The 20,655-nt window shown below is 64.1% G+C and carries 19 protein-coding genes; 8 read left to right on the forward strand and 11 right to left on the reverse strand.

Annotated elements, in window-relative coordinates; genetic code table 11:
- Nucleotides 1-247 precede the first annotated feature (247 nt).
- Nucleotides 248-1,750: a coiled-coil domain-containing protein gene (locus A6B35_RS14295; RefSeq protein WP_006201440.1), complete on the forward strand. Its 1,503-nt coding sequence runs from the start codon at nt 248-250 to the stop codon at nt 1,748-1,750.
- Between the two features lie 70 nt (nt 1,751-1,820).
- Here A6B35_RS14295 and A6B35_RS14300 read toward each other — a convergent pair whose 3' ends face one another.
- The 5 genes from A6B35_RS14300 to A6B35_RS35540 form a co-directional block, all read right to left on the reverse strand.
- Complete coding sequence (locus A6B35_RS14300; protein WP_065518202.1) at nt 1,821-3,623, reverse strand: ABC transporter ATP-binding protein; 1,803 nt, start codon at nt 3,621-3,623, stop codon at nt 1,821-1,823.
- Nucleotides 3,623-4,666, reverse strand: a complete 1,044-nt coding sequence (locus tag A6B35_RS14305) for a glycosyltransferase family 2 protein (protein WP_006201328.1) — start codon at nt 4,664-4,666, stop codon at nt 3,623-3,625. The genes A6B35_RS14300 and A6B35_RS14305 overlap by 1 nt, the downstream gene beginning before the upstream one ends.
- A complete protein-coding gene (locus A6B35_RS14310; RefSeq protein ID WP_006201330.1) occupies nt 4,663-5,772 on the reverse strand; it encodes a glycosyltransferase family 2 protein in 1,110 nt (369 codons plus the stop codon). The genes A6B35_RS14305 and A6B35_RS14310 overlap by 4 nt, the downstream gene beginning before the upstream one ends.
- Entirely contained in the window at nt 5,769-6,947 is a 1,179-nt protein-coding gene (locus tag A6B35_RS14315) for an acyltransferase family protein (RefSeq protein WP_040582496.1), read from the reverse strand. The genes A6B35_RS14310 and A6B35_RS14315 overlap by 4 nt, the downstream gene beginning before the upstream one ends.
- 204 nt (nt 6,948-7,151) lie before the next feature.
- Complete coding sequence (locus A6B35_RS35540) at nt 7,152-7,289, reverse strand: hypothetical protein (protein ID WP_156788616.1); 138 nt, start codon at nt 7,287-7,289, stop codon at nt 7,152-7,154.
- A gap of 381 nt (nt 7,290-7,670) precedes the next feature.
- Here A6B35_RS35540 and A6B35_RS14320 point away from each other — a divergent pair, with 381 nt between their 5' ends.
- From A6B35_RS14320 to A6B35_RS36440, 3 genes are all read left to right on the forward strand, one after another.
- Nucleotides 7,671-8,558, forward strand: a complete 888-nt coding sequence (locus tag A6B35_RS14320; protein WP_006201332.1) for an EamA family transporter — start codon at nt 7,671-7,673, stop codon at nt 8,556-8,558.
- Nucleotides 8,559-9,028: 470 nt separating this feature from the next.
- Nucleotides 9,029-9,502 (forward strand): hypothetical protein, encoded by a 474-nt coding sequence (locus A6B35_RS14325; protein ID WP_006201333.1) that lies wholly within the window; start codon nt 9,029-9,031, stop codon nt 9,500-9,502.
- Between the two features lie 545 nt (nt 9,503-10,047).
- Complete coding sequence (locus A6B35_RS36440; RefSeq protein ID WP_341872621.1) at nt 10,048-10,488, forward strand: hypothetical protein; 441 nt, start codon at nt 10,048-10,050, stop codon at nt 10,486-10,488.
- 167 nt (nt 10,489-10,655) lie between these two features.
- Here A6B35_RS36440 and A6B35_RS14335 read toward each other — a convergent pair whose 3' ends face one another.
- Nucleotides 10,656-11,300 (reverse strand): LuxR C-terminal-related transcriptional regulator, encoded by a 645-nt coding sequence (locus tag A6B35_RS14335; protein ID WP_006201336.1) that lies wholly within the window; start codon nt 11,298-11,300, stop codon nt 10,656-10,658.
- Entirely contained in the window at nt 11,297-12,652 is a 1,356-nt protein-coding gene (locus A6B35_RS14340; protein ID WP_006201337.1) for a sensor histidine kinase, read from the reverse strand. The genes A6B35_RS14335 and A6B35_RS14340 overlap by 4 nt, the downstream gene beginning before the upstream one ends.
- A gap of 554 nt (nt 12,653-13,206) precedes the next feature.
- Between A6B35_RS14340 and A6B35_RS14345 the strand changes: the two genes are divergently transcribed.
- Nucleotides 13,207-14,274: a glycosyltransferase family 2 protein gene (locus tag A6B35_RS14345; RefSeq protein WP_006201339.1), complete on the forward strand. Its 1,068-nt coding sequence runs from the start codon at nt 13,207-13,209 to the stop codon at nt 14,272-14,274.
- Nucleotides 14,275-14,456: 182 nt separating this feature from the next.
- Here the strand turns inward: A6B35_RS14345 and A6B35_RS14350 are convergent, their stop codons facing one another.
- Together A6B35_RS14350 and dinB are read right to left on the reverse strand one after the other, a co-directional pair.
- On the reverse strand, nt 14,457-14,900 hold the full coding sequence (locus tag A6B35_RS14350) for an SRPBCC family protein (protein ID WP_006201341.1): 444 nt from the start codon (nt 14,898-14,900) through the stop codon (nt 14,457-14,459).
- 98 nt (nt 14,901-14,998) lie between these two features.
- A complete protein-coding gene (gene dinB / locus A6B35_RS14355) occupies nt 14,999-16,246 on the reverse strand; it encodes a DNA polymerase IV (RefSeq protein ID WP_006201343.1) in 1,248 nt (415 codons plus the stop codon).
- A 286-nt stretch (nt 16,247-16,532) separates the two neighbouring features.
- Between dinB and A6B35_RS14360 the strand changes: the two genes are divergently transcribed.
- The 3 genes from A6B35_RS14360 to A6B35_RS14370 all read left to right on the forward strand — a co-directional run bounded on the left by A6B35_RS14360 (nt 16,533) and on the right by A6B35_RS14370 (nt 18,695).
- Nucleotides 16,533-16,769, forward strand: coding sequence for a hypothetical protein (locus A6B35_RS14360; protein ID WP_006201344.1), 237 nt, complete (start codon nt 16,533-16,535; stop codon nt 16,767-16,769).
- Between the two features lie 390 nt (nt 16,770-17,159).
- Nucleotides 17,160-18,050 carry a hypothetical protein gene (locus A6B35_RS14365; RefSeq protein WP_006201345.1) on the forward strand — a complete coding sequence of 297 codons (891 nt, stop codon included), beginning with the start codon at nt 17,160-17,162 and terminating at the stop codon, nt 18,048-18,050.
- A 234-nt stretch (nt 18,051-18,284) separates the two neighbouring features.
- Entirely contained in the window at nt 18,285-18,695 is a 411-nt protein-coding gene (locus A6B35_RS14370) for a heme-copper oxidase family protein (RefSeq protein ID WP_006201346.1), read from the forward strand.
- 111 nt (nt 18,696-18,806) lie between these two features.
- Here the strand turns inward: A6B35_RS14370 and A6B35_RS14375 are convergent, their stop codons facing one another.
- Both A6B35_RS14375 and A6B35_RS14380 read right to left on the reverse strand, forming a co-directional pair.
- Complete coding sequence (locus tag A6B35_RS14375) at nt 18,807-19,079, reverse strand: exopolysaccharide production repressor protein (protein ID WP_006201347.1); 273 nt, start codon at nt 19,077-19,079, stop codon at nt 18,807-18,809.
- A 469-nt stretch (nt 19,080-19,548) separates the two neighbouring features.
- On the reverse strand, nt 19,549-20,571 hold the full coding sequence (locus A6B35_RS14380) for a diguanylate cyclase domain-containing protein (RefSeq protein ID WP_006201349.1): 1,023 nt from the start codon (nt 20,569-20,571) through the stop codon (nt 19,549-19,551).
- Nucleotides 20,572-20,655: the final 84 nt, after the last annotated feature.

The following is a 20,655-nucleotide window of genomic DNA, read 5'->3' on the forward strand; positions in this document are numbered from 1 at the left end:
GGCATTTCCGCCTCTCCGTTCCGGCTTCGCTGAGCCACCTCTTCCCACGTCGCGGAGGCGTGCAACCCTAGCTTCTCCAAGGCCGCAGCCTTGGTTGCCTTGCTGCATCTACCCCCAAAATACCCCCAAATTGCCTACTAGCCGGCGGGGGCTTCCCCTGCGAAAGCATAGGATGTAAAAGGAGAAACATTAGCAATTCATTAAGTACGAGGGGTTTGCGTAAGCGGCAGAGTAAGAGGTGTATGACATGAACCTCAAGAGCCTGATCAAGCGTGCTGAGGATGTAGACAAGGTATTCCAGGAGCTGCAGACCGATCTGGCGGAAGCCATCAATGAGTCTCTCGAGTCGCTGGAGAACGATCCGGATGAGGATCTCCAGGCAAAGGGCGACAGTCTGCAAATCGAGGGCGCCAAGGACGAGGTGGCCAAGGACGAGGCGACCAAGGGCGAGGTGGCCGAGGTCGAGTCGCCGCCCGAGGACAGCACAGGACAGCCCGTGCAACGGCTGACGTCCCACACGCAAACCCGGCTGGCCGCATTGGGCGCCGTCGATGGGCTGTTCCACGAAGCGCAAGACTATCTGGAGGAGATCACCGCGAAACTGTCGGAGATCGGCACCTCGCACCATTTGACGCGCGAATTCCTCACCATCCTGCACGGCGACATCCTTCGCGCGAACGAGCTTGAACTTACAAATACCGGCCTGGCCGCGGAACATCGCGCGCTCTCGCAGCAGTTGCACGATGCGGTCAAGAAGCAGCGCGAGCGCGAAAGCGCCGTAGAGGTGCTGCAGCAACGCGAGACAAGCCTGGTCCAGGAGCGCGAGTCGCTTCGCACCGCCCTGGCCGCGGCAAAGCTGGAACTCGTCGAGGCGGCCAATGCGAGCGCCAGACGCGAGGCGGAGTTCGGCGATGCCGTCAAGTCGCTTTCCGACAGGACGGTCGAGGCCAACCGGCGCTCGCGCGAGATCAAGACCTTGCGGGAAAAGCAGGTCAACCTGTCGATCGATCTCGACAGGGCGCAGAAGCGCGAAGCCGAGGCGCGCCACAAGCTGGACGAGCTGTTGACCACGCATCGCAGCGAAGCGGCGCGGATCGCTGACCTCGTGGCCGCGCTCGTCAAAAGCGAGAAAGAGGAAATACGGCTGCAGACCGGGCTCGAGATGGCGCAGGCGAAGCTGTCGGAAATGACCGAAGCGGCCCGTCTTGTGGAAGCCGACAGGCAGGCCGAGCAGGAGCGCGCCCAGGCCGAGATGAGCGGCCTGCGTGCCGAGATCCAGGGCCTCCAGTCACGGCTGGAGCTTGCCGCGAACGAGAACGGCGAGGCTGCCGGCGAGGTCGCCAGGCTCAAGACGGAACTGAGCGATGCCATTGCCGAAAAGCAGATCGCCGATGAACGACTGTCTGCCCTCATGAACGAGAGCGAAAACGACAAGATAAACCTTTCGACCGTGAGCGCGGACCTTTCGCAGCTGACCCTGCAGCAGGCGTCAGAGCAGATACAGCTCGATATCCAGAAGCAGGAATGCGAGGACCTGCGCGCCGAGATCGCGTCGCTCAATGCCCGCATCCAGGAGCTGTTGCCCTATGAGCGGCTGCATCGGGTGACCGAGGCCAGGGCGCGCGACGACGCGGCCAGCGCCAGGGCGCGCGACGACGGGGTGGTGGTCGAGATCAAGGGCGTGGTCGCCGAAAAGGCGCGTGCCACGCACCGGCGGCGCGCCCACCGCAATTTGCGCGCGACTTCGTAAGCAGGCGACAGCGGCGCAGTGCGTAATCTCCCCCACGTGGGGGAGATTGGCTGTTCAGCGCTTCGCCCCCTCACTCCCCCGCTTCATGCTGGTAAAGCTCGTCCATGCTGAGCTTTGCTAGTGCCGCGAAGGGCGCCTGCTTCTTCACCCGGCCGCGGCTCAGGATCACGACGTCGTCGCAGAACGAGATGGTGCTGTGGTGGTGGCTGATGACGATGGTGGTGCGGCGGCCGGCACGCGACTTCAGCGTCTCGACGATGGCCGCTTCGGAAAGACCGTCCACGGCATTGGTGGCTTCGTCGAGGATCAGTATGTCGGGATCGCGCACCAGCGCGCGCGCCAGCGCGATGCGCTGCCTTTGCCCGGCCGACAGGTTGACGCCCCGGTAGCCGACCAGCGTCTTGTAGCCCTGCGGCAAATGCTCGATGAATTCATGCGCCTCGGCCAGCTTTGCGGCGCGCTCGGCGTCGCCGGCCGAGGCGGTGTCGTGGCCGTAGACGATGTTGTCGAGGATCGTGCCGTCCACCAGTTCCAGCTCCTGGCTGGCTAAAGCGATGTTCGTGCGCCATTGGCCGGGGTCGATCTCGCCAAGGGGCGTCCCGTCGACAAGGATGCTGCCGCCATCGGGCTCGACGAAGCGGCAGAGCAGGTTGACGATCGTCGTCTTGCCGGCACCCGAACGGCCGATCAGCGCCGTCGAGCGGCCGCTGCGAACGCTGAACGTGGCCTGGTGCAGCACCGCCCCGCGCGCATCCGGACCGGGCGTCGAGGCTGCGCCCGCATAGGTGAAGCTGACATCGTCGAAGCTGATCGTCTGGCGCAGGCCGTCGAACGGACGGCTGCCTTGCGGCGCCGCCGGCTTGCCCGTGGGGTCGAGCAGCCATTGCACCTCTTCCAGCGAGCCGGAGAGGCCTTGCAACTGGCTCCACGACATCTGCAAGGCGCGCATATGCGGCTGCAGCCGATAGAGCAGGATCAGGAAGGCGGCGGTCAGCGGGAAGCTGACATTGGCGAGCCACGCGCCGATCACCACCATCAGGAACAGCATGGCGTGCAGAACCTCGGTCAGCGGCGGCAAGACGCCCTGACGGGTCGAGAGCAGGAAGGCGGCGCGCCGCACGCCGTCGGACGCTCTGTCGAACACCGCCTTCTCGCGCTCCTCCTGGCCGAAGATGCGGATCAGGCGCCCGGCATGCACCAGATGCAGCATTTGCGAGGCAAGCGCGCTGTTGCGCGCGGCGACGCCGCGGCTCGGCGCCTTCAGATTGGCCGACAGCAGGGCGTGCGCCAGCTGCACCAGCGCCAGCCCGAGCGTCACCAGCAGCGTCATCTGCCAGGACAAGAGCAGCAGGAAGGCGAGCAGGATGATGGCCGCCGAGGCGCTGACGATCGCGCCGAGCAGGGCCTGGATCGCGTCCGAGGCCCGCCAGGATTCGTTGGAGATGATGTTGAGCAGCCGTCCGGGACTCTGCTGCAGGAAGAACGGGTAGCCGACCCTCAGCAGCCGCTCCGACAGCGCGCTGCGGATGGCATAGCTTGCCTTGCCGTAAATATGCGCGGTGAGCAGCGTGTTGGCGAAGGCAAGGACGTTCTTCAGCACGATCGAGCCGAGGATCGCAGCCGCGATGGCGATCAGCCGCTCGCGCTCGCCGAGGTTCGCTCCAACCTGCTGGAGGAGGGCGGAGAAGCCGGCCATGCCGGCTGTGTCGCCATGCCCCATGATGATGCCGAGCAGCGGAATGATCAGCCCGATGCCGAGGCCTTCAAGCGCCGCACCCGCCAGACCGAGGACCACCACGGCGGGAACAAGCCGCAGCAGCCCGCCGCCAAGCGCGCGGCGCAGCATCGGCAAGGCTGGCGGCATCAGCGTCATTATCGTGCCCTGGCCTCCGCGCCGGCTTCATTGGCCTGCCGATCCGGTTGCGGCCGTGGCTGCCTGCGCCATCCGACTGTCAAAAGCAGCGCAAATCTGGCGGCACCTGCAAGGTTCATGACGACGACGGGCCAGTGCGACAGGCCGAGATCGTGGTCGAAGCGCGCGCCGCCGGCGAGCTCGCGCATGGCCGACCGCGCGGCCCAGTAGAAATGGCGCAGCAGCCAGGGCGCGCGCCGCACATGCTTCAGGCACAGCGCGCCATTGCCGAGGCTATAATCGCGGTGCAGCCTGTCGATCGACTTGCGATCGCGCCGGCCATGATGGTGGAAGATCGTCATGTCGGGCACGTATTCGACGGGAATGCCCTTGAGCATTGCGCGCACAAGGTAGTCCGTATCCTCCGCCGAACGCAGCGGGCCGCCGGCGCCAAAACGTTCGTCGAACGGCCCGATGCGGGCCGCGACGTCGCGGTGCATGGTCATGTTGCAGCCAAGCACGAAGCCGCCCGGGTGGACGGCAGGCGTTAGCCGCTCGCGCTTTTCGCAGCGTTTGATGGTGAAGGGCAGGTCCCTGGCGTCACCGAGTTCGACGCGTCCGCCGCGCACCAGCCATTTCTCGCCGCTCGCATTATGCCGCATCAGGTCGCGCAGATAGTCGCGATCGACCGCGCAATCATCGTCGACGAACACCAGAATGCGGCCGCGCGCCCGCGCCAGCCCGGCATTGCGGGCCGCCGCCAGTCCGGGCCGCGGCTCCGAAACGGCGGTCAGCGGAATGTCCGAGGTCTCGGCCAGGCAGGCAAGGCGTTCCGCAGTGCGGTCGATCGAGCCATTGTCGACCACGACCATCTCGGCGGCAAAGGCGGGATGCGCCCGGCAGGCGGCCTGGACCGACTTGATGCAGGCTTCGAGCACGGCCAGTCGGTCGCGCGTGCAGATGATGAAGCTGACCTCGAACGCCGACTTCTGGCCCCGCCGGGGATGGACGGGCGAGGGCGCCGGGCGATCGTGTCGCAGGAGCGGATGCGGCTGGTCGTTCATGCCGACCCCCGCTGATAAGGCGTAAGCACCGTCTGGGCCGGCCTGGTCTTGAAGTAATGCGCCACCCGGTCCGCCTTCTTGCCGGCCGCAATCGAGGCAAGGCTGAGCCACGGCGCCCAGGGTCCGGGGCGCAGCGCGTATTGTTCGCGGCGGCGAATGACGTTCCACTTCGCGGTCCGCGTCAGCAATTCATGCGTCAGTGCAGGCTCCCTTTCGTCGCCGACGAGCTGGTAGAGGAAATAGAACAGGTTGAGCGCGCCGGCCGCGAAGCTCGGCCTGATGTCATCGGGCAGCGCGGAAATTCGCTCTTCCAGCGCAACGATGAATTGCGCGGCGCGGGCGACCGTGTCGAACGAGACGGCATCGCCGATGGCCCGCAGATCCTCGGTACGGTTCGCCAGTCCCTCGCGCTCCAGGTTCTCGGCCACGATCCGCAAATGCGTCCTGCGCATATCCCCGGTATGCCGGCTGGTCACGCTTCCAGGGTGGATGCGGTAGACGAGCAGGTTTTCCGGCATCATCGCCGCCGGGAAACGGCGGGCAAGCCGCCCGAAGAGATCGAAATCCTCGGCGTGCCTGTATTCGGGATCGTAGTGGAGACTGCCCTCGTCGATGACCTTCCTGTTGTAGACCACCGTCGGGTGCATGAAGACGGTGAAGAACATCGACAATATCGGCAGGCTGAACTGGAACACCGGATCAGGCCTGCCCTTGGCGATACGACCGCGCAGCAAAGTATCGATACCGGCGCCGCAGAAGCCGAGCTCGGGCCGCCGCTCGAACAGCGCCACCTGGCGCGACAGGCGCCAGGGATAGGCGATGTCGTCGGCGTCCATCCTGGCGACCAGTTCGCCCCGGGCAGTGGCCAGGCCCTCGTTCAGGGTGGCGACGAGGCCGCGGTTTTCGCGCGAGATGATCGTAACGCGGTTGTCGGCCCGGCGGTGCCGCTCGAGGATATCGAGCGAGTTGTCGGTCGATCCGTCATCGATGGCGATGACCTCCAGGCGATCGTAGTCCTGCCGCAGGATCGAGCCGATCGCAGCAGCGAGGTAAGGCCCGGCATTGTAAACCGGCAGCAGAACGGAAACGAGCGGGGCGCCGGTCATTGGCCGGCACGCGTTCGCCGGAGATTGCGCGGCGGCTCGCGGCCGTCGGGCGATCCGGTGGGATAGGCCGGCCTACCGAACCAGCCGGCCTTGCTTGCGCGCTCTTGGGCAGCACGGCGGGCGACATAGGGAAAATGCCGCTTGAGGCCGTTGAGCGGCTTTTCGAAAACCTGCCAGGAGATCGCTGCCACGACGATCGTGGCGGTGCTCGCGACGAGGAACCGCCCCGGCCCTTGCTCGGAGACGTTGAGCGGGATCCACGGCTGCGCCTTGACGGCATAGGCCAGGAGGATCGGGTGATAGAGATAGACGCCGTAGCTGATGCGGCCGAGGGCAAGCAGCGGCGGCAGTTCGGCAAGCTTGCCGAGCATGCCGCCAAACCCGGACGAACAGGCGCCGACAATGGCCACCAGCGGGATCAGCGGCAGCACCTGCAGCAGCAGCCAATGGGCCCATTCCAGCATGGGATCGGCCGGCGCCGGGATAAACCACTGGATCGCCAGGAACGCGGCCGCGAAGGCCGGCCAGCCGCGCTGCATCCATTGCGGCAGGGCAGCGCCTCTGGCAGCCCGCATGGCGAGCAACGCGCCGCAAGCCAGCGCGTCCATCGAGGCGGGCGGCAGCAGGTCGCGGGCGAGCGCCGTGTTGGCGGTCACCGGCCAGTAGAAGCGGTAAGCCAGCGAGAACGCGATGACGCCGATGGTGATCGCCTCGACGCGCCGGCGCGGCGCCAGGAGCACGATCAGCGGCCAGGCGATATAAAACTGCTCCTCGATGCTCAGGCTCCAGAAATGGCAGAGCAGCCAGGGCGTCCACTCGTTGCGCAGCGCGTACCAGAAATTGGAGAGATAGAGCGCGTGCCACAGAAGCGACCCGCGCGACTGTTCGAGATCGGTCAGCCAGACGAGGCCGAGCACGGCGAAATAGGGCGGGAATATTCTCAGCGCCCGCCTGATGTAGAAGGAGCGCAGCGCCGGCCCGGCTTCGAACTCGGCGGCCGCGCGGGCTTCCAGCAGAAGCCGCGTGATCAGGAAGCCGGAGAGCACGAAGAACAGCCGCACGCCGAGATGGCCGAGGAAGGAGGAGCCGCCAGCGGCGAAGAAATGCGAGTACAGCACCATCGTCACGGCAATGGCGCGCAGCGCATCGAGCTGTATGTCGCGCTGATTTGACATCATCCGCGTCCGCCGATCCGATGTCTCCGATGAAACAATGTCGCGCCTTGCCAGCGGGCAGTGGAATGCCGCATCGTTCCGCTATCGCCCGCCGGCGGTCCGCGCCTTGCGCTCGGGGCGGCCTCGAAACCGGTCAGCGGAAAGCCCACTCTGGTCAATATACCGGAACCTCCACCGCGCCTGTCCAATCGGGCAACGATTGTCTCACGCTATGCTGCAGCGCAACACAAAATGTTTACCATGCTGAAACACATCTGTGATGCCGGTGTCGAAAAAATGGCTAAAGATCGCCCATATTTTGACATCTTCGGTAACGGCATCCTTTGTGGCTGGAAGTGCCATGTGAATGATCCAGCGCTTGTTCTGCTCGTTTTCAAGTATTTATCGAGCTGTATTCTTAGAAATGCTTGACAACTTTTGCGAGTGCGCGGGTGGCATTTAGATAAGAATCTTCTGATTTTCGATTTTCAGCCGTTCCGCGGCGAATGAGCTAGGCGCAGCAAGCTTGTGCGATGCAGCGAAATGTGGCGCAAAATGAAGCCATTGCGTTCTTTCGCCCCCTCTGTCCCGTCGGCATCAACGGTTTCGCAAGCGTGAAATCGCTTGCCCTTGCCCCATCAACCATGGCTGCCGTGCCTCACGACAGGCCGGCCGGTTGGCCTTATCTCCAGCCATGCCTTGGTACACTGGCGCGATCCAGCGGCAGGGGAGGAACGAAGCAAGGTGACGTCGACGCCGATTGCAAAGTCTGCGGCTGAAGCCGGCGCTATCCCCCTTGTGGCGCTGCTCGGCGCCATGATGTCGGTGCAGATCGGCGCCACCTTCGCCAAGACCCTGTTTCCGCTGGTCGGCGCCGAGGGCACGACGATGCTCAGGCTCGTCGCCGGCGCGCTGATGCTGGCGGCCGTGCTCAGGCCCTGGCGGGTCAGGCCGTCGCGCGCCGTCTGGCCGTGGCTCGCCGCCTATGGGGTGACGCTGTGCGTCATGAACCTTCTCTTCTACGCCGCGCTCACCAGGATTCCGCTGGGCATCTGCGTGGCGCTCGAATTCACCGGGCCGCTGCTGGTCGCCACGCTCTCGTCACGGCGCGCAATGGATTTTGTCTGGGTGGCGCTGGCGGTGGCCGGCATCGTGCTGTTGTCGCCTTTTGCCGATGCGCATCAGGCGCTCGATCCCGTCGGTGTGGTGCTGGCGCTGGCCGCCGGCGGCTGCTGGGCGCTCTACATCGTCTTTGCGCAGAAGGCCGGCGCCGAGCTCGGCGGGCGCACCGTCGCCTATGGCATGGCGATCGCCGCGGTGCTGTCGCTGCCCTTCGGGCTTGCCGGCGCGGCGCCGGCGCTGGGCAATCCGTCGGTTCTGTTGAGCGCCGCAATCGTCGGTCTGTTGTCCAGCGCGCTGCCGTTCTGGCTGGAGATTGTGGCGCTGACCAGGATGCCGGCCAGGGTCTATGGCACGCTCACCTGTCTGGAACCGGCGCTGGGCGCGCTGATGGGCTTCCTGTTCCTGCGCGAGAGCCTGACGGTCCTGCAGTGCCTGGGCATCGCGTCGGTCATCGCCGCCGCCTTCGGCGCCGCCGTCACGTCAAAGCCGCCGGTGCCGTCGCCCCAATAGGCCTTCGCGTCTGGCGTTGTGCCGCGTCGATGTGCTCGGCGCGCAGCCTTGCCTTCGTGACTTCCAGCACTGCTTCTGCGCCGCCGAGAGCTCCTCGACGTTCCTGGCCAGCTCGCTGCCGGTGTCGCGTTGCTTGCTGCCCACGCTCCCAGCGTCGCCAGCATCGGCAGGAACCGGTCTTTTTAGCCGCGCCCGGACGGCTTAAGGCCGTGCCCTGTCATGCCTGGCCGGCCCGGCCATGCCTAGCCGGCTAAGCCGTTCCTGGCCGCGCGTGCCCGAATGCAGGACCACATCCGGAGGTTGAATTGGACTTAAGTCTGAATCTGTTTCCGCAAAAGTCTGAATCGACAAGACAAGGGTCGTGGGCCACTTCCGCAAGGCGATGCGATTTGTGAATGATTTCACTTCGACAATGCCGTTGGGGTTTTCGGCTTGGAGTCGGGCCGGGTGACCGGCATGGGGAGAGTGGGATGCGCGAACCGCGCATGGGCAGCAGGTGTGTCTTGCGAGCGCTCACGGCGTTTGCGCTGGTTATCGCGCCCTTTCACCTCTCGATCGACGGCCCAGTCGCCACCAAGGCCTATGCCGGCAAGGGCGGCAATGGGAATGGCGGTAACGGCAACGGAAACGGCGGCGGCAACAGCGGCGGTAACGGCAACGGAAACAGCGGCGGCAACAACGGGAACGGGAACAGCGGAAACAGCAATAGCGGTGGCAAAGGTAAGGGCAACAGCGCGAGCAAGGCCTCCGCCACTGTCGATCATGTGAATACCGTGACTGGCGACAAGGTCGAGATCAACGGCAAGAGCATCAAGGTTACTCATCCAAACGGGATGAAGGAAGAGATCGAAAACGGCCGCTTCAGGATGGAGGATGCGCTTGGGCGCACCATCGTCGACAGAGCGGCAACCGCAGCCGATATGGCGCGTTTGAAGAGTTTGTGAGAGCGAGGTTCTATCTGGAAGTGATCTTTTCGGGACCGCAGGTCAGCGCTGCAAAATCAGGTTGCCACCTTTTGCTTCGTCTCTTCGGTTCTTGATCATCGTATGACAGAACTCCCGCTACTCACCTTGCCCCCGCCGTTGGCGGGGGTATTTTTTTGGCTCCGGCTTGCATTTCTGCAAACGAAACTCTTGGCGCATCGCAGTTTGTTGCTGCTATCCGGCCTTTTCGCGCACTTCAATCTTAAAGAATTGCCGTCAGTTTTCCAAGAGGGTTGGTTAACGCCCTGTAACCGGCGTCGTTTGCGTTGTCTTCATCTTGTGTGCGCTGCCGATCAACGTCAGGCCTGGCGACGCCGTTGCGACATAAGTCCGGCCTCGGCGGCAAAAAAGTCCGAACGGGCAAGGCAAGGGTCGTGGGCCGCTTTCGCGCGCGCGTCGATGCATGGATGCTCCTCTCGATCATGCCGGTTTCGGCCAGACCGCCAAAGGGCCGACACGGGGGGAGGATGTGTAGACTGTCGTTGATCCGCCTGGGATGGCTCGCCTTGCTGACCCCATCGGCATTGGCGCTTACGCTCGCGTCCTCCCACGTCAAGCTCTACGGCGCCGCCGACATCGCTCCCTCGATGGCCTACGCCGCCGGCGGGAACAGTGGCGGCCATGGCGGCGGCAATGGCAATGGCGGCAATGGCAACGGCGGTGGCAATTCATCCTCGGCAGGCGGCGGCGCCAATTCTGGCTCCGGAAACGCCGGCCAGGGCAACTCCGGCAAAGCCAAGGGCAACCAGGGCAACCATGGCACCCACGTCAATGCGGCGACCGGCGACAAGGTCGAGGTCGACGGCGACAAGATCACGGTCACTCATCCCGACGGCATGCAGGAGGAGATCGAGAACGGCCGCTTCAAAATGCAGGATGCGCTCGGCCGCACGATCATCGAACGCGAGGCGACGCCAGAGGATGTTGCGCGCCTGCAGGCCTTGTGAGGGCAGGGAACTACCCCCTCCCTGTTTCTCACTTCACCCCCGCCCCGGCCCCCCTGGGGCGGGGGTAACTCGTTTTTGGGGAGGGAGTAGGGGAATAAGGCAGTAGGGGATAGCGAAGGTTTGGATATGAGCCGCTGAGCGGGCCGCCGCGACCAATCCCTACTGTCTTATTCCCTTTCCTTCGCCTCATGCATCAGCAGCGCCGCCTCCGTGCGGTTGCGCACGTTGAGCTTGGCCAGCACCCTGGTCATGTGGTGCTTGACCGTCTTTTCCTGCAGCGACAGCCGGGCCGCGACCTCCTTGTTGCTCAAGCCTTCCGCCACCAGCCGCAGGATCTCGGCCTCGCGGCCGGTGAGCTGGCTGAGCGGGTCGGGCTTGCGGTTCGCCGGCTGCAACAGGTTCGACAGAAGCTTGGCTGACAGCGTCGGCGATACATAGCTCTGGCCGGCCGCGACATCGCCGAGGATCTCGGCCAGCGTCTTCGAACCGACACCCTTCAGCACATAGCCGCGCACGCCGGCATTGAGCGCCTGGGCAACGTCGGCATTGGTTTCCGACACGGTCAGCATGACGATCTTCTGGCCGGGGTGCCCGGACAGGATGCTGGCCGCAGCGTTGAGCCCGCCGCCGGGCATGCTGATGTCGAGCAGCAATATGTCGGGCGCGATCGTGTGGGCCAGCCTTTCGGCGTCCTCGGCACTGGCGCCTTCCCCGACCAGCTCGAAGCCGCCGATCTCGCCGAGGCTGCGCGCCACGCCCTCGCGAAACAGCGGATGGTCGTCGACAATGGCGATGCGGATGATGCCGGTCACGGCTGCTCCTCGACTGAGAGTGAAATCACCAATCGTGTACCTTGCGGGCCGGACAGGGTTTCGAACTGCCCGCCGATGCTCTCGATGCGCTCCCTGAGGCCGGCAAGCCCGAGGCCTTCGCTCTTGCCGGGCTCGAAGCCGGGGCCGCCATCCATCACTTCAACAATCAGCCTGCCACTTTTCACCCCGGCTTTCACCGCCTGGTTCCTGCCTTTTCCATGCCGCCAGGCATTGTTCAGCCCTTCCTGGACGAAACGGTAGATGCTGATCTTCTCGGAAGTGCCGAGTTCCGGCAAGCGGGCCGGAACAGTCAGCGCCACCGAGCTCGAGGTCCGTCGTTCGTGCTCGCTCACCGCGAGCCGCAGGATGTCGATCACGGCCTGCGTCTCGATCTGCGGCAGCACCAGGCCGTTGCAGATGCCGCGTATCTCGCGCATCGCCTCGCCAAGCGTCTTGTGGATGCCGGCGATCTCGGCTTCGCGCTGCTCGCTGGACGAGCCGGAGTCGAGCAGAATGGGGCTGTCCATCCGCAGCGCCGCCAGCGCGACGAGCTGCGCCGGCCCGTCATGCAGGTCGGCGCCGATGCGCCTGAGATAGCGTTCGTTGATTGCAGTGGCGCGGCGCGAGGCACGCTGCACGCGCTGGCGCAGCGTCGAGTTCTGCGACAAGGCCGCCTGCAGTTCGGAGACCTTGGCCTCGAGCGCTGCGCGCTGGGTCTGGATGGTGTGACTGCCGCGAAAGACGATGCCGGACAACAGCGCCAGTGCCGTCGCCGTGGCGCCGGCCACCACCAGCCAGCTCGACCACAGGGCGGCGTTCAGCGTCGTCTGAAAGTCGTCGGCGATCTCGTAGAACTCCGAAACCGCGACCACTTCGCCCGACCAGGGTTCGCGCACCGGATTGTAGATTTCGAACAGCGGTGCGTTCACTCTCTTTTCCTCGTGGCTTTCGGGGTCGTCGTCGAGGTCATTGTACTCGGCAACGACATTGCCGCCAAAGGCGGCGACCAGATTGGCGTTCGGTTCGAACCGCTTGCCGATCAACGCAGTGTCCTTGGCATAGAGGATCATGCCGTCGCGCCGCCACAGCTTGAACGAGACCAGCCTCTTGCCGAGTGCGCCCTGGCCGAGCGTCTCGTCCAGCGCCCGCTTGACCGTGTCGCTGAGCTCGCGGCTGGTGCGCATGTCGGGCAACAGCGGCGCAATCACGCTGTCGACATAGAGTGCCGTGGTTGCGGCGGAATTTCGCATCACGCCTTCCCGGATCTGCGAGGTCACCCACAGGCCAACCACCAGCATCACCAGCAGAAGCCCAATGCCGCCCGCGATGAAGAACTGCAAGGCCAGCGACAACTTGCGCCAGTACTGTAAATAATCCCCCAAGAAGGTCCCAGGCAATCGCGCAATCTCCCCCTGTTGGCGAAGATTATAGAGTGAGCGCGGCATTTGCGACATCGACCTTCGTGCTGTGTATGCAGGATTCTTCCGTCGTGCGGATTTTCTGCGGATTTCGGAGCCTTGAAGCACGGCAACGCCGCCGCCGCGGGAGCGGATCCTTGGCGCGGGGGTTGTGCCGGCCACGTTTCGAGGTCACTATCGGTGGTGCCTTCAGGGCGACGGGCCGCTTCGACACCAAATTGACGAGCGTCGCTCCGTCGGCCCAGCCGCGGCATCATCCGCGACCGGGAATTCCAGCACCCTTGCCGCCGGTTCGATCCCGGCGCCTTGTGGATACTCGAAGGCAAAGCGGCCGCTCAGCTGAAGTCGCAACGACAGACCCACCTCGTCTTCCCGGGGAAGGCGCAAGCTTTGTCTCTCAAGGAAAGCGCAGGCTTTTCCTGGGAGGCCCGCGGGGCTTGAGGGGGTGGGTTCCGCTGAAACCAAAGCAAGATGCGAGGTCAAACGCGATGCATCCCGTTCCGAGCCGGATTCCGGTTTCCATCATCATTCCGAACTACAACTACGCGCGCTTCCTGGAACGCGCCGTCGACAGCGCGCTCGGCCAGGACCATGCGGACGTCGAGGTCATCGTCGTCGACGATCGATCGAGTGACGGCTCGGCGGCGATCATAAGGTCGTATGGCGACAGGATCCGCGCTTGTCTCAGGCCGAAGAACGGCGGGCATGCCGCCGCCTTCAACACCGGCTTTGCGGCAAGCTCGGGCAAGATCGTGCTGTTTCTCGACGCCGACGACTATCTCTATCCGGACGCCATCTCGAGGATCGTCGACACTTGGGATTCGGCAACCGCCCAGGTCCAATCGAGGCTCCACATCGTCGACGAACGGCAGCGCATCAAGGATGTTTTCCCGCCGCCGGAACTGCCGTTCGATGACGGCGATGTCATGCCGAAGCTCCTGCACAAGGGGCGCTACCAGACGACGGTGACAAGCGGGCTGGCCTTCGACCGCACGACGCTGGAAACCATCATGCCCATCCCCGAAGCGGATTTCCGCCAGGGCGCCGATGGCTATCTTGCGACGCTGGCGCCGCTTTATGGTCATGTTCAGTCGATCGACAAGTGCGTCGGCGCCTACCGCATCCACGGCGCCAACCATTCCGTCTTCGGCGAAAAGCTCGCCGAGCGGGCGCGCTGGCGGGTCACGCACGATTTCCACCGCCTGGAAGCGCTTTCCGACCAGGTCTCCAGTGTCGGCCTGACCGTGGAGCCGTCGAAAACCTTCCTGCACGATCCCGTTCACCTCGAAGAACGGCTGGCCTCACTCTGCGCCGACAGGCGTCGGCACCCGGTGGTCAATGATTCCAGGCTGGTCCTGGGTGCTGCCGGCGCCGTCGCCAGCCTCCAATTGACGGCGTCGCTCAGGCGGCGCGCCATCCTTGCCGCCTGGTTTCTGTCCGTCGGCATGCTGCCGCGCAAAATGGCGACGGCGGTGCTGTCATGGAAGCTCGACGCCTCGTCGAGGCCGGCCTTCCTGGTCCGATTTGCCAAATCCATCCGCCAGGCGATGGGGTGAGGCGTGGTCCGTGCAGCGGACGCAAAGCCAATTGCCTGGCTTTGCGAACAACGAACGCCGCAGCGACAGCGAAGCGCCGGTCCGGCGGACGCGATCCTTCGCGCCCCCGTCCTGCCGGACATCTCCCCCTCGAGGGAGGAGATTGGCAGTCTCGGGCCGCATGGATCTTTCGCCATCAACCTCTATTGATTGATCTCGGGTTCGACGAGCCTTGCCAGGTTTCGCAGCGACTCCTGCCAGCCGAGATAACAGGCCTCGGCCGGAATGGCGTCCGGTATGCCTGCCTGCGTGATGTCGATCTCCGTGCCGACCGAGACTTTCTTCAATATCACCGTCACCTGTATCTCGCCGGGCAGGTTGGGATCATCGAACGTGTCCGTGTAGCGAAGGCGTTCACCCGGAACGAGTTCGACATAATCGCCGCCAAATGAGTGGCTGTTGCCTGTCGTGAAGTTTCGGAAGGACATCTTGAACGTACCGCCGACCTTTGCTTCCAGATGATGGACCGTGCAGGTGAAACCGTTGGGCGGGAGCCATTTCGCCAGCGCGTCCGCCTCGATGAAGGCGCGATAAACCTTCTCCGGGCTGGTTGTCAGAACGCGGTGCAAGCGTACGGTGCTGGGCATATCGTTTCTCCTGTGATTGCCGGTCTATGTTCCAAGGACGAACCGGTCTTGGCTGGTCCGACATCCGTGCCGAATATTCTTAAACCGCGACCGCCGCTTCACAGTTCCTTCTCGGCCAGCTCGCGGAACTCGTCCGGCACAGAGCGTGCCGCTTCCAGCGCCACGGCACCATAGCCGACCGCCTGCTTGCCGAAGCGCTGCCGGATCTTGTCGATGGCGCGGTCGGCGCCGAAGCGCGCCAGGCCCCTTTTGCTGCCCGGCCGGCGCTTCTCGTCGGCAAGTCCGAGCGGCAGCTCCAGCTGCAGTTCCGCACTTTCCTCGAGATGCGAGACCGAGATCGCCAGCAGCGAAATCACCTTCTCGCCGGGATGGGCGGCGAGCACGCCACGCACCAGTTCCTCGGCGGTCTCGGCCAGCATCGCCGTCGCCGATATGACTTGGTCAAGCGTGATCGAGCGGCTCACCGCGCGCAGGTCGGCGAAGCGCACGCGCACCGTCACCGTGCGGCCGGGGCGGTCCTTGGCCCTCAGCCGGCTCGCCACCCGGTCGGCCAGATGCAGCAAGGTTGGCACGAACACATCCGCCACGGCAGGCTTGCGGCCCAGTGCCGACTGCGCGCCCGCCGAATGCGCGCGCCGATGCGTCTCGAGCCGGCGCGGGTCGCGATTCCAGGCCAGTGCGGCAAGCTTCTGCCCGGCGGCCGGCCCGATCAGCCGTTCCAGCGCTCCACTGTGGGTCTTGGCCAGCTGGCCGATGGTCTCGACGCCGATTTCCGCCAGCCGGGCCTTGGTCGCCGGGCCGACGCCCCACATCAGGGAGACCGGCAGATCGTGCAGGAAGGCGAGCTCGCCTGCGGGATCGACGACCACCAGCCCGTCGGGCTTGGCCACCTGCGAAGCGATCTTGGCCAGGTGCTTGGTGCGCGCCACGCCGATCGAGATCGGCAGGCCGAGTTCGGCCCGTACGCGGCGCCGTACGATGGCGGCGATCTCGGCCGGCGGCCCGAACAGATGCGTGCAGCCGGCAACGTCGGCGAAGGCCTCGTCGATGGAGATCCGCTCGACCAACGGCGTGAAATCGTCGAGCACTTTTATGGCGGCGTCGCCGAGCCGCTGGTAGTCGCCGAAATGGCCGCCGACGAAGATCAGCTGCGGACAGAGTTCGCGGGCCTTGCGTCCGGGCATGCCGCCGCGCACGCCGAACGCTCGAGCCTCATAGGAAGCGGCCAGCACCACGCCGCCGCCGACGGCGATCGGTTTGCCGCGCAGCGATGGATCGAGCAACTGCTCGACCGAGGCATAGAAGGCGTCGAGGTCGGCATGCAGGATGGTGGCGCTGGTTTCCATCCCGTTCCACCCTACGGCATTGCAGCATTAGCCATGCCTGTTTTAAGAACTTTTTTGCCGAACAAAAAGAGAACAAATAGGGTCTCTTGTCAAGCTGCCTCCGAGCCGTCGGCGAGGGCAGGGGGAATGTCTTTCATTGAAGGGCGGATTCAAGTCGGAATCTCGTTTTTTTTGCCCACCGTCAGTGGGCAGCGCACCATCGACGAAGGTACATGATGCGCCCCGGAACATTGTCGCGCGCCACGGCGTTGATTGGCTCGAAGGGACTGTTTTGCGGAGACCTGAGATGGACCGCTTCGAAATCATCGATCTCGTTTGTGTCGTCGATGCCTGCACCACCGACCGTGCCGCCGGGCGGCTCGTATCGATGGCGAGGGCCGTGGAAGAATTGCGCGTGCTGACCGGGGATTTCGTCTCGGCGGATGAGACTGTCGCCAATGCGCTGTCGGCGGTGGCGCTTGAGCGCGGTTGCGCGGTGCTGTTCGACGAGCAGCCGGGCGCCGACATTTTGCGGGCGCCATAGTGAGTCGCCAGGAGGTGGCAGCGCTCGTTTGACTGCCGATAATCAGGTGGTCGGGATGCCCTGGCTTTGTCATCGACTTCCGCTGCCTGAGCGCCTTCTCAATCGACGACGCGGCGACCGTTTTCGTTCCGCGGGTCACCGTTTGGGACCATGGTCTGACCCGCATGGGCCTAATGCGGTCCAAATGGCGCAAGCCGGTTGCCGGCGTTCATATAATTTAAGAATTTCAAATGGTTGCGGCAGTTTCTGGATTTGGATTGTTGGCTGGCGGGCTGCTTCGCTCTCGCATTGAAACCACATTTATCTAAAGTTTACCGACGGCATTAGGAATTTCTCATATTGCGCTCATTAGCGGTTGGGTGAGGTGGCGATTCTCGGAGGAAAATACTCATGACATCCCGAAAGACTCTCTTTGCCGCGCTTGCGGCATTCGCGCTCCTGGCGTCTCCCGCACTGGCCGCTGCCGGCGGCAATGGGAATGGCGGTGGCCACGGCAATGGCGGCGGCAACGGGAATGGCGGCGGCAACTCCGGCAAAAGCGGTTCGCAGGGCAATTCCGGCAAGAGCACGCACGGCAAGTCAGGCAAGAGCACGAACGGCAAGTCAGGCAAGAGCACGAAAGGCAAATCGGCATCGGCTAAGTCGACAAAGTCGGGCAAGAAGGCCCCGACGGTAGTCTCCGTGGATGAGGTGGACGTCGCCGCCGTTCCCAAGGAGAAAAATATCCACGCCAAGCTTGGCCGGCTGAACTCGTTGCAGCGCAACATCAACGCCTACATGAACTCCAAGAGCAAGAAGTTCGCCGGCGTGCAGGCCTATGTGATGGCATCCGCGAACGCCAAGCTCGCCGAGGCCACGGCTGAAGAGGCGGCCGCCGCGGCAGTCGAAGCTCAGGCGAAGCTGGACGACCTGAACGCGCAACTCGTTGACGCGAATGCACAGACGCCCGCAACACCCGAGGAGCAGGCGGCCCTGGATGCAAAGATCGCGGATCTGGAAGCGCAGATCGCGGATCAGGAGACCGCGGTCACGGATGCCGAGGCGGCGGCTGCCGCGGCCGAGGCGGAGGCAGAAGCAGCCGCTACCAACGTCCCATCGCTCGACGATGCGCTTGCCGACATGGCCAACAAACCCGTCGACGCCGAGGTCAAGGACTGGGCCACGGATGTGCTTGCCGACAAGATCGACCAGGTAGCCGCCAAGCTGGAAGCGGAGAACGCCGACGACGCGGCTGCCGATTCGACCGTCGACGAGTCGACCGAGACCGAAACGGCGGAATAGTTTGGCTGAACGACAATGCCGCCGGGGTTCGCCCCGGCGGCATTTTTTCGCCTGCCGTTGCCCAGGTTTGGAATCGGTTCTGCAGCGATCCTTCGCCTCACTGTCCGCCGGCGTCAGGGAGCCACCACAACGCGCAAAACCCGTTGCTAACCCCAAGTGCGGAATGGAAAATCTCCGCTCCCAGGTGTAACCTTCGCAATGTCGGGGTTTAGAAGGCATTGGGGAGAAAACATCATGCCTAGGGTTTCGGAACTTTTCTTCAAAACGGCCATCGTTTTTCTCATCGTGGGCATCGCCGTCGGCCTGCATATGGCGATCTCGCAAGATCACGCCGCCTTTCCGGCGCATGCCCATATCAACCTTCTGGGCTGGGTAACCTCCGCGATATTCGGCGGCTACTATGCGCTCAATCCGGCCAAGGCCGCGCGCCGCATCGCGATGATCCACTTCGGCCTCTATACGCTCGGCCTTGTGGTGATGCTGCCGGCGCTTTACCTGATGCTGGCGAAGGGCAACACGGCGATCGAGCCGGTCGTTGCCACCGGCTCCATGATCGTCGCCGCTGCCGTTCTCGTCTTCGGCTTCGTGGTCTTCTCGTCCGAACCGGTGCCCACCGCTTCCGGCTTGAAGTCGGCACCTCGCTGACCAGAGTCATGCAGCGCTGCCGGGTGGGCTGCTATGCCACGGCGTAGCGGGTCCCCGGACGCCGGCTCGCGCTGGTGCGACAAGTCTTGGATAAGGGCGCCGCGCCGCCTGTTAGAAAAGCCGCGACAGCAAGGTGTGGATGATGCCGTCGCGTTCGAACGGCCCGGGCACTTTGGCCGGGAGCGATTTGTCGGCCTTGGCCGCCGATGAGGTGCGGCCATAGATGAGCAAAAGCACAGCGATGAAGTAGCCCGCCTGCAGCACCAGGGCGGCAACAAATGTCCAGCCCAGCGATTGCCAAAACGACCCGGTAGCTGCGTAAATCCAGCCAAGGATTACGAGAAGCGTTACTGACATTCCCACAAGAAATTGCGGAAAATACATTTGCCCAATCGAACGTCCCGGACCGTTTGAAACCCGGGAAGCCCGCCCATGTCTCTACCCAATTCGAGCGTTGCACCTTTCATGTGCGGTCGCAAGTTGGCACTGTGCCGCGCTCTCGGAGGGCTTTCGGCCCACGGCATGCGACCTACGTCTTAGGACTTAGGGCCATACGCCTTTCGGTGCAAGTGCGGCGTTGGAACATCGCGCGCGCCTTGCTGGAATCGGTTTGCCGCGGGCGAAATCAGCGCAAGGTCGCCGGCTCTGGCTTCGCAGTTGGCTCGATGCGCGAAAGTTCGCGAGCCCAGGCGTTTTCGGCGGCGGTAGCACTTCTCATCATCTGATCGCGATCAAGGCGGCACTCGATGACGAGCGCCGGCCGAGGCAGCTATAGGGTACTCCGCCGGCGCTCGGCGCAAGGGTTGGGTGCTTTGCTTGCGCGAATCATATTAGCGTTTGCGAATATTTTGACCTATCCACCCAAAGGAGGATGTGGTTCGCCAAAGAAGCTGAATTGTCCGCGCCCGCCCGACTTGCTGCGGTAGAGCGCGGTATCGGCTTTCTGCAGCAGTTCGTCGCTGCCCAGGGCATCGCCAGGCGCCAGCGCGATGCCGATGCTGACGCCGACGACGACCGGGCTGTCGGCGACCGCGAAGGGCGACTGGAAGCGCTCGATAATGCGCCGGGCAAGCGCCGACACATCCGTCTGTCCGGTAATCCCGGTCTGGATGATGGCGAATTCGTCGCCGCCGAGACGCGCGACCGTATCGTTGTCGCGCACCGCGGCGCGCAGCCGGCCGGCCACGTCGATCAGCAATCTGTCGCCGGCCTTGTGGCCGAAATTGTCGTTGACCGGTTTGAAATTGTCGAGGTCGAGGTAGTGCACGGCCATCAGGGCGCCGCGCCTGGCAAGGGCAAGTGCGCCGTGCAGTCGGTCGGAAAACAGCATGCGGTTGGGCAGGTCGGTCAGCGCGTCATGATGCGCCATATGCGCGATCGTGGCCTGGTTGCGGCGCTGTTCGGTGACGTCGAAATAGGTGGTGACGAAGCCGCCGCCCTCGATCGGCATGCCGCGCACCTCGACGATGGTTCCGTTGGGCCGGGTGCGTTCGTAGACATGCGCCTCGCGCTGCCTGACGAGGGCGAGGCGGCGCGCGACATGCATCTCGATATCGCCCGGTCCGTACTCGCCACGCTCGGCATTGAAGCGAAACAGCGTCTCCATCGAGGGGTAGCCATTGGCGAAAAGCTCATCGGGATAGTCGAGCAGCGCGCGTTGCCGCTGATTGCAGACGACCATGTTGAGATCCTGGTCGAACAGCGAAACACCGCCGGGGAAATTGTCGATCACGGCCTCCAGCAGCCGGATACGCTCGCGCGAATGCTCGATCAGCTGGCCCATCCGCCCGATCGCTTCGGCCAGGCCCGGCAGGCCTGCCCCTGACGGCTCGGCCACCTCGAACGCATTCGCCAGGATACGTGACACCTTCGGCATCGGCCGCTGACCCCCTCAGCAATTTTCCGAAATATGCGGTGACGCTAATATGGAACGATTGCCATCGGATTAACGGCCTGGCCC

Source organism: Mesorhizobium amorphae CCNWGS0123, from assembly GCF_001686985.1.
In the GTDB taxonomy this organism is placed as follows: Bacteria; Pseudomonadota; Alphaproteobacteria; order Rhizobiales; family Rhizobiaceae; genus Mesorhizobium; species Mesorhizobium amorphae.

Excerpts from the sequence above, each read along its gene's own strand:
- A6B35_RS14295 (WP_006201440.1), top strand. The coding sequence starts at position 248 with ATGAACCTCAAGAGCCTGATCAAGCGTGCTGAGGATGTAGACAAGGTA.
- A6B35_RS14300 (WP_065518202.1), bottom strand. The coding sequence starts at position 3,623 with ATGACGCTGATGCCGCCAGCCTTGCCGATGCTGCGCCGCGCGCTTGGC.
- A6B35_RS14305 (WP_006201328.1), bottom strand. The coding sequence starts at position 4,666 with ATGAACGACCAGCCGCATCCGCTCCTGCGACACGATCGCCCGGCGCCC.
- A6B35_RS14310 (WP_006201330.1), bottom strand. The coding sequence starts at position 5,772 with ATGACCGGCGCCCCGCTCGTTTCCGTTCTGCTGCCGGTTTACAATGCC.
- A6B35_RS14315 (WP_040582496.1), bottom strand. The coding sequence starts at position 6,947 with ATGTCAAATCAGCGCGACATACAGCTCGATGCGCTGCGCGCCATTGCC.
- A6B35_RS35540 (WP_156788616.1), bottom strand. The coding sequence starts at position 7,289 with ATGGCACTTCCAGCCACAAAGGATGCCGTTACCGAAGATGTCAAAATA.
- A6B35_RS14325 (WP_006201333.1), top strand. The coding sequence starts at position 9,029 with ATGCGCGAACCGCGCATGGGCAGCAGGTGTGTCTTGCGAGCGCTCACG.
- A6B35_RS14345 (WP_006201339.1), top strand. The coding sequence starts at position 13,207 with ATGCATCCCGTTCCGAGCCGGATTCCGGTTTCCATCATCATTCCGAAC.
- A6B35_RS14350 (WP_006201341.1), bottom strand. The coding sequence starts at position 14,900 with ATGCCCAGCACCGTACGCTTGCACCGCGTTCTGACAACCAGCCCGGAG.
- dinB (WP_006201343.1), bottom strand. The coding sequence starts at position 16,246 with ATGGAAACCAGCGCCACCATCCTGCATGCCGACCTCGACGCCTTCTAT.
- A6B35_RS14360 (WP_006201344.1), top strand. The coding sequence starts at position 16,533 with ATGGACCGCTTCGAAATCATCGATCTCGTTTGTGTCGTCGATGCCTGC.
- A6B35_RS14365 (WP_006201345.1), top strand. The coding sequence starts at position 17,160 with ATGACATCCCGAAAGACTCTCTTTGCCGCGCTTGCGGCATTCGCGCTC.
- A6B35_RS14370 (WP_006201346.1), top strand. The coding sequence starts at position 18,285 with ATGCCTAGGGTTTCGGAACTTTTCTTCAAAACGGCCATCGTTTTTCTC.
- A6B35_RS14375 (WP_006201347.1), bottom strand. The coding sequence starts at position 19,079 with ATGTATTTTCCGCAATTTCTTGTGGGAATGTCAGTAACGCTTCTCGTA.
- A6B35_RS14380 (WP_006201349.1), bottom strand. The coding sequence starts at position 20,571 with ATGCCGAAGGTGTCACGTATCCTGGCGAATGCGTTCGAGGTGGCCGAG.